Consider the following 6978-nt stretch of genomic DNA (forward strand, 5'->3'; position numbering starts at 1 on the left):
CAAACCGCGATGGACGATCAACTCGTGAACCAGTACCTGAAGCCAAATGGGTTCACGACAGGGGTTTACCTGGTCGGATGGTTTCTGTGCGACCGCTGGGACAAGCAGCACCATCAGTACCAGAGCACTCCGAAGTGGAGCCTTGAACGAGCGCGCGACTTCTTCCGCGATCAAGCATCAGCCTTGAGCAAGAACGGGATCAGCGTTTCGAGCTTTGTGCTGAACTGCGCCGCGAATGTCCCGCGGAAGGCAGCGGGCAAGAACGGATAACCCGGTCCGCCAGGCAAGCCCACGGGCGGATCTCGAACGTGTGAGGCGACGAATGAAGAGTGACGCTGAAATGGCGCAGGTCGTGGCGGAAGTGAACGCAATGCTCCCAAGGGTCGTCAGCGCGGAATCGTTGATCCCCGAGTTCGATCCCAATGATCCGACGACGAGAACCGGCGGAGTGACACTTACGGCGCGAACCTTACCCGGTTCAGAGCCTTTCAGGGTTTCGTTTTCTGGTGTGTCTCACGCGACGCTACCGAGCGAAGGTGACTTTGAGTTACGGGCCATTACCCTACATCCACACACCGAATTTGCGTTTCACTTTCACCTCACTACGGCGCAGCACGGCGCGTTCCTCGTTCGCGCATACGACGCAACGTTCAGGCGGTCGCGCGGCATCATGTTCTCGCCGTGAGTCTCGGCTAACCTTCGCCCAATATGGATAAGCGCGAGAACCCTACCGACGAGTTGGCAGGAGCGCTCGATCCCGCGACGCTGGTCAGCGTTGTTCGGGACCTGCTTGTGTTGCACGGGCACCACGACATTCGAATCACGGATGGTCCAGGGGATGGCGGCCGCGACATACACTCTCTTACGACCCGCGGAGATAAACACCTCGTTCAGTGTAAGTACCATCGGGATTCAAGCGCGGCCTGCTCCTCGGCAGAGGCTGGTGAGTTGCCGAAGGCGATGATCAAACTAGGGTATCGCCACAGCTTGTTCGTGACGAATGCTCGCATGTCGCCGCAGGCAAAGCGCGAGTACCTCGACGACTATCCCGGGTTCCATCTCGACTACATAGAGGGCGAGGGGCTTCTTCGTGAACTTCTCGGCGACACGCTACTTAGCGCGCTGTGGCTTGACGGCGAAAAGATATCGAGAAACCGCTTCACGCTTGCGCTGGAAGTGATAGTGCGGCGTCACGCAGATGACGCTTCGCTTCTGCCTTTCCGGGTTTGTCGCGAAGACTGGGCTCTTCCCTCTGTGCTTTTCCTGCGAGAGCGGCATCCGAAATGTGTATTTCGTGTGCATGAAGCGGTCGTCGCTGCGGAGGCGTTTGAACCCTACCGCGCCCCGGAACCCCCAACGGCAGAAGAGCCGAGCCATTCTCCGATGTGGGGAACCGCCTTTATGTGCGACGGACTGGAGTCCTTGGATGAAGTTCACTCGGTATCGAGGGACGTGGCGCTGGCAGTGATACTTGCGATGAGCAAGAGCTTCCAAGGCTTCACGGTACGAGTCGGTCGTCCTGAGATTGTGCCGCTGCGTGGGGAACGAAAGGGCGCTCGGATCCGCACCGAGGAGTTCGATCCCGTTTCTGTGGTCTCGACGGAGGCGAGCTGTGGTGTCGAAGCGGACTGGTATTCAGCGCATGTGAGCGAGCACTGGTCTGGTGATACTGACGCACGCGTCACTGAAGGACCTTGGATTCGGCTGTACGCGAAGGATCAGGATGCCTGCCTTGCCGCGGAGATTCACTCAGCACTGACGCTTCGAGAACGCACGCTTCAAGCTTCGGTTCGCGACATCCAGCTCACGAAATGGAGCCAAAGCGTGTTCTGTCTGAGCGCTCCATGGCGGCATTGGGCTCTCAGTGCTGTTCCCCCGCCGAACGAGACAGCGGTCATCACTCGCCTTGGTCGTCAAATGAGCGGGTGGTTCCATAAGGATCTGCTCGGAGGGCCTGTTCCGATGCGAACCGCGGACCCTGAGCTCCCCCACCCATTCGCGGACCGTTCCGAAGATGCACCGAGGCTTCAGGCCATTCGACGGGCCCTCGAGAATGCGCAAGGCGTCGAACTGATCGATCCATCGGAGGCGAGATACCTGCTCGCGGCGAACGGCCACGACCCGCTTCCCGAGATCCGGCGCAAGACGTTCCACACCGGTGAAGTCCTCAGCTTTCTCGACGAAATGCCCTCGCCGATACTCCCACAAAGTCGCCGCTTCACACTCACGACCGCGTGGCGCTACGGAACGGAGCTCGCGACCGTTGAGGAGGCGGCGGCATGGGCGTGCCACGTGGCACAGCCCGAACTGGCGACGCGGTGCGAGGTGGAGGATGACGAAGGTTATGCGGTTGTGAATGTATCGCTGTTCCGCGAGGAGTTCCGCAACCGTCCAACCTACGTTCTCGTCGAGGAAGCGTATAGCTGGACCCGGCAGTTCATTGCGGCCGTCCAGGAATATCTTCGTGGACGCGCACAGCTTTCAACGTTCGAGTACTGGCGCAAGAGCCACAACGTCACTCTAGGTGTTCCGTTCAGCGGGAGCGACAAGCCCTGGATGTGGGGCGAGGAGGCTCCCGGCGTGTGGGTTCCGATAGCCACCGGGAAGAACTTGCCTGGTCCGGAGCAATGAGACCTTCCGCGTGCCTGCGTTACGCGCGTCGCGCTCGCATTCAGGGTTCGAAGGCACCGTCCTCGACGCCCGCGCCTCTATAGCTCGCGAGGCGACCAACGGGTCCCAGCTGTCGTTCGTCTCGCGGAGGCGGTGCTGTGATTTGTGCGCCGCGAGGAGACGGCGGCGAGACGCGCGAACGGGCACAAGAAACTAAGGAGGCGACTTCTGGGGTGCGCCTTGCCCTGTCTTTACCGGTGTAGAGCGGACATCGGCCGGCGGCGGCACACCGGCTGCGCGCCCCAAACGCCGCTCCGCCCCAAGAAATGGGAGGCCGCTGCGCAGCGCAGCGGCCTCCCGGGCTTACTCCTGTGCGAACTGCTGTGCGTATAACTGGGAGTACCGCGCTGCTACTCGGCTGTTACCCGCGTGCTGCCGTGCGATCCGTGCTGATTAGCTGATTAGCGGATCCAGTTCTGAAGCCAAGGCATGATCACCTGGACGAGGAGATTCGGGCCCACACTGACGAGCGTCGGACGCCAGATATCCCAATGCTTCATTTTCCACCCTTTCCTTCACACAGGCACTTCAGTGCAGCGGGCTCAACCCTGCATCGACGCGCGGACATGGTCGCGTCCTGCCAGCTTGTCCGCGAGGCGACTGGCAAGCCGTTCAGCGAGCGCTTCGAGAAGCGCTTCGAGTTCGGGCCCCTCACCCGGGCAGTTGGAAGACAGCGCTCACTCACGGGGCGCCCCTATCGCCTCGCTCGCCTTCGTCAACCGGACGCAGGGTCGGGTCGAATACGCGACCGTCGGTCGGCCACGAACCGGGAAGACGTCGGGGACGCTGATACGTGCGCCGCAGGGGTCTCGAGCCTGCACGAGCACTCGAGCCGCGAAGTCGGGGCCTGCAGCAACCGAACGCCCGCGCGAGCGCCGGCGGGCACAAGGTCTTCCAAACCGTAGGCCCCTCCACCCTGGCGCGGCGCGAAACCGGTACCCGGCGTGCCGCAGCAGCGTTCCGGCAGATTTGGGGCAAGCGCGCGGAAACCCGAGGGCTTCGACGGATCGACCCGGCGAAGGGCTCGGGATTACATGGAAAGAAAGTGGCCCCGGCGGGACTCGAACCCACGGCCTACGGTTTAGGAAACCGCCGCTCTATCCAGCTGAGCTACGGGGCCGGCCTTGCGAAGGCCTGGGCTTACCACAACCCCGGCGCCAGCGGGAGCAGGACGCCCGGCCCGCGGCGACGCTCCCGGGGCGGGCGGCGGTCCGCCCCGGCTACTGCCCCTCCCCGCCCACCACCACCGTCCACGGGCGGACGCGCCAGGACGTGACCAGGCCGTTCCGCACGTACGGGTCGGCGCGCGCGAACGCCTCGACCTCCTCGGCGCCGTCGGCCTTGAAGACGAGGAGCGCGCCGTCGGGTGGATCGAAGGCGCCGGCCAGGAGGAGGCGTCCGGCCTCCCGGGCCTTCCGGGCCGCCGCGAGGTGCTCGTCGCGGAACGCCGCCCGGCGCTGGACGTAGTCGGGGACCGTCTCGTACAGGAGCGCGAAGTACATGGCCTTCGTATACCGGCGGTCCGCCGCCCCGGCACGCGGCAACGCGCCGGGCCAGGCGGGCCGCGAACGGGACGAGCGGGGCGGGCGGATGTCGGATGGCGCCGCCCTTTCGAGCGCGGTGAGCGCTCGCTACACTGCCCCTCCCCCGCACCCGCAGTGGAGCCCTCCCGTGAAGAACCTCCTCGCCGCCCTCGCCGTCACCACCCTCATGGCCCTCGGCACCGGCTGCGCCGTGCAGCTCCCCGTGCAGCGCCGCTCCGTCCAGTCGGTCCAGCCCGCGGCCGCCTCGAAGAAGTGCCCGCCGGGCCACCAGTGGAGCGACGGCACCTGCCACGACACGGGCAAGGGCCGCGATCGCGGCCGGCGCTGAGCGGGACGACCTTCCTCACGACGCCGGCCGGCGCCTATACCCCGGCGTCAGCCTGGGCGGGGCCGGCGTCCGCGAGTACGCGCGGCGAGGCGGCCCGCGCGGCATCCCGCAGGTGCCCCTCCAGCACCGCCATCCCGCCCAGCCGCGCCAGGCCGGGCACCCCCAGCGCGATCCAGTCGGCGAGGCAGAGGCCGTCGGCGGCGGCGCGGCGCAGCGCGCCCGCCGACTCGTAGGCGCCGCCGGGCAGCAGGAAGCGGTTCAGCCGTCCGGCGAACGAGAACGGCCGCACCCGCAGATCGGGCACCCAGCGGCGGATCCGCCGCAGCTCCGCCTCGCGGAGCGGCCGCTCGTCGGGCGTGCCGTCCGGCGGCACCGGCAGCAGCAGGCGCAGCCTCCGAAGCCCGGGGACGCGATCGACCGGCTCGGAGAACAGGAAGCGCGCGTCCCGCCGCGCCGCCCGGGCCAGGCACCGCAGCACGCCGTCGAGGTCGTGCAGCACGTGGTGCAGGACGCCGTCGCCCCAGATGACGTCGAACGCCGCCTCGGGCAGGTCTGCCCGCTCGAGCGGCGCGCACACGAACTCGGGCGGCTCGGCCAGGCCGGCCCGCGCCGCCCGCCGCCGCGCCAGCTCGACGGACCGGGGCGAGAGGTCCACCGCGGTGACGCGCGCCCCGTGCGATGCGAGCAGGATGGCGTTGTCCCCGAGCCCGCACCCCACGTCGAGGATGCGCAGCCCGCGCACCTCGCCGAGGCGCCGGAACCGGTACTCCTTGTTGAACCAGAACCGGGCGGGCCGGAGGTACCGCGCCACCACCGCCGGGTCGAGCCGCCACCCGGCGCGCTCGAGCGTCGCCGCCTGTGCGTCGAAGTACGCTGCCTCGGAGCGGTGGATCTCCTCCGGGTGACGCGCCTGATCCGCCATGGCCCCTCCGCCGTCCGCGACGATCCCAGGCTCATACGCCCAGTGTCATCCGGCAACGCCGCGGTCCGGGCCGCCCGCACGTGGGGCGGGGCAGGCGTCGGGGCCCGCTCACCGCCGCGCGGGCGCGTCCGAGAGGGCGCGGGCCAGCTCGCGGGCCGCGCGCCGGAGCGCCGCCGGCTCCACCCCGGAGAAGCCCAGCACCAGGCCGGGCTCGCCAGGGGCGGCGGCGTACATGGGGGACAGCGCGCGTGGGTCGAGTCCCCGCCGGGCGGCGAGCGCGGCCACCGCGACGTCGTCCACCCCCGGGGCGAGCCGGGCCGTCAGGTGCATGCCGGCCTCCGCAGGGCCCGGCTCGAGGAGCCCGGCCGCCTCGCGCCGGAGCGCGTCGCGGAGCGCGTCCCGCCGCTCGGCGTACAGCGATCGCATGCGGCGGACGTGCGCCCCGAGCTGGCCCGCGGCGATGAAGTCGGCCATGGCGACCTGCGTGAGGTGCGCCACGTGGCCGTCGGTGGCGGCCCGGAGCGCGGCGAAGGCGTCCACGAGCGGCGGCGGGACCACCAGGAACGCGAGCCGCAGCGCCGGGAACATCACCTTGTTGAACGTGCCGGCGTGGAGGACCCGGCCGCCCTCGTCGATCGACTGGATGCACGCGACCGGGCGGGAGTCGTAGCGGAACTCGCTGTCGTAGTCGTCCTCCAGCACCCAGGCGCCGGCGCGGGCCGCCCAGGCGAGCAGGGCGCGGCGGCGTGCCGGCGACAGCGTCACGCCGAGCGGATACTGGTGCGAGGGCGTGACGTACGCGAGGCGCGCCCGCGGGGCGCGCGCCTCCCCGGCGGCGACGTCGAGCCCCTCGGCGTCCACCGGCACCGGCACGGTCCGCGCCCCTGCCGCCTCGACCGCGGCGCGCGCCCCCGCGTAGCCGGGCTCCTCCAGCCACGCCGCGTCGCCGGGCCCGAGCAGGACGCGCGCCGCCGCGTCGAGCGCCTGCTGCGTGCTCGTGTACACCAGCACCTGCCGCCAGTCGCAGCGCACGCCGCGCGCGGCCGCGAGGTGCTGCTGGACGGCCCGGCGCAGCGCCGCGACGCCCTCCACCGGCGCGTACCCGAGCACCCGCTCCGCGCCGTCGCGCCAGGCGCGCGCCACCGACCGGCGCCAGGCGTGCAGCGGGAACTCCCGCAGCGCCGGCAGGCAGGGCGTGAGCGGCCGGACCTCGAGCGGCTCGGGCCGGGGCCGCGCCGCGACCAGGCGCGCGGCGGCGTGCGAGAGGCGCGGCGCGTCGCCGGGCCCGGCGGACTGCACCCGCGCCAGCCGCTGCGCCGGGCGCGCGTGCGCCGGGAGCGCCACCACGCTCCCGCTCCCGACGCGGCGGACCAGCAGCCCCTCCGCGTCGAGCTGGGAGAACGCCTGCTCGACCGTGTTGCGCGAGACGCCCACGTCGCGGGCCAGGGTGCGGGTGGACGGCAGGCGCGCGCCGGGCGCGAGCGCGCCCGCGAGGATGGCGTCGCGGATGCGCC

General features: G+C 69.5%; 7 protein-coding genes and 1 tRNA gene. 4 read left to right on the forward strand and 4 right to left on the reverse strand.

Features of this window, described 5'->3' with window-relative positions; genetic code table 11:
- The 3 genes from PSR1_RS23940 to PSR1_RS23585 all read left to right on the forward strand — a co-directional run.
- Positions 1-270 (forward strand): hypothetical protein (locus PSR1_RS23940; RefSeq protein WP_237758175.1); only part of this gene is annotated, 270 nt, incomplete at its 5' end.
- Positions 271-322: 52 nt separating this feature from the next.
- Positions 323-685 (forward strand): hypothetical protein, encoded by a 363-nt coding sequence (locus PSR1_RS23945; RefSeq protein WP_152643398.1) that lies wholly within the window; start codon positions 323-325, stop codon positions 683-685.
- 23 nt (positions 686-708) lie between these two features.
- Complete coding sequence (locus PSR1_RS23585; protein ID WP_082100323.1) at positions 709-2631, forward strand: restriction endonuclease; 1923 nt, start codon at positions 709-711, stop codon at positions 2629-2631.
- Between the two features lie 1085 nt (positions 2632-3716).
- On the opposite strand, the gene PSR1_RS20460 is transcribed toward PSR1_RS23585, so the two are convergent.
- A tRNA-Arg gene (locus PSR1_RS20460) sits at positions 3717-3790 on the reverse strand.
- Between the two features lie 100 nt (positions 3791-3890).
- Positions 3891-4172, reverse strand: coding sequence for a YciI-like protein (locus PSR1_RS20465; RefSeq protein ID WP_059439240.1), 282 nt, complete (start codon positions 4170-4172; stop codon positions 3891-3893).
- 169 nt (positions 4173-4341) lie between these two features.
- On the opposite strand from PSR1_RS20465, the gene PSR1_RS20470 reads away from it, so the two are divergent.
- Complete coding sequence (locus PSR1_RS20470; RefSeq protein ID WP_059439241.1) at positions 4342-4542, forward strand: hypothetical protein; 201 nt, start codon at positions 4342-4344, stop codon at positions 4540-4542.
- Positions 4543-4576: 34 nt separating this feature from the next.
- On the opposite strand, the gene PSR1_RS20475 is transcribed toward PSR1_RS20470, so the two are convergent.
- Positions 4577-5464 carry a bifunctional 2-polyprenyl-6-hydroxyphenol methylase/3-demethylubiquinol 3-O-methyltransferase UbiG gene (locus PSR1_RS20475; RefSeq protein WP_059439242.1) on the reverse strand — a complete coding sequence of 296 codons (888 nt, stop codon included), beginning with the start codon at positions 5462-5464 and terminating at the stop codon, positions 4577-4579.
- Between the two features lie 108 nt (positions 5465-5572).
- On the reverse strand, positions 5573-6978 hold a 1406-nt coding region (locus PSR1_RS20480; RefSeq protein WP_059439243.1), incomplete at its 5' end, for a PLP-dependent aminotransferase family protein.

It is taken from the genome of Anaeromyxobacter sp. PSR-1 (assembly GCF_000964525.1).
Classification (GTDB): Bacteria; Myxococcota; Myxococcia; order Myxococcales; family Anaeromyxobacteraceae; genus Anaeromyxobacter.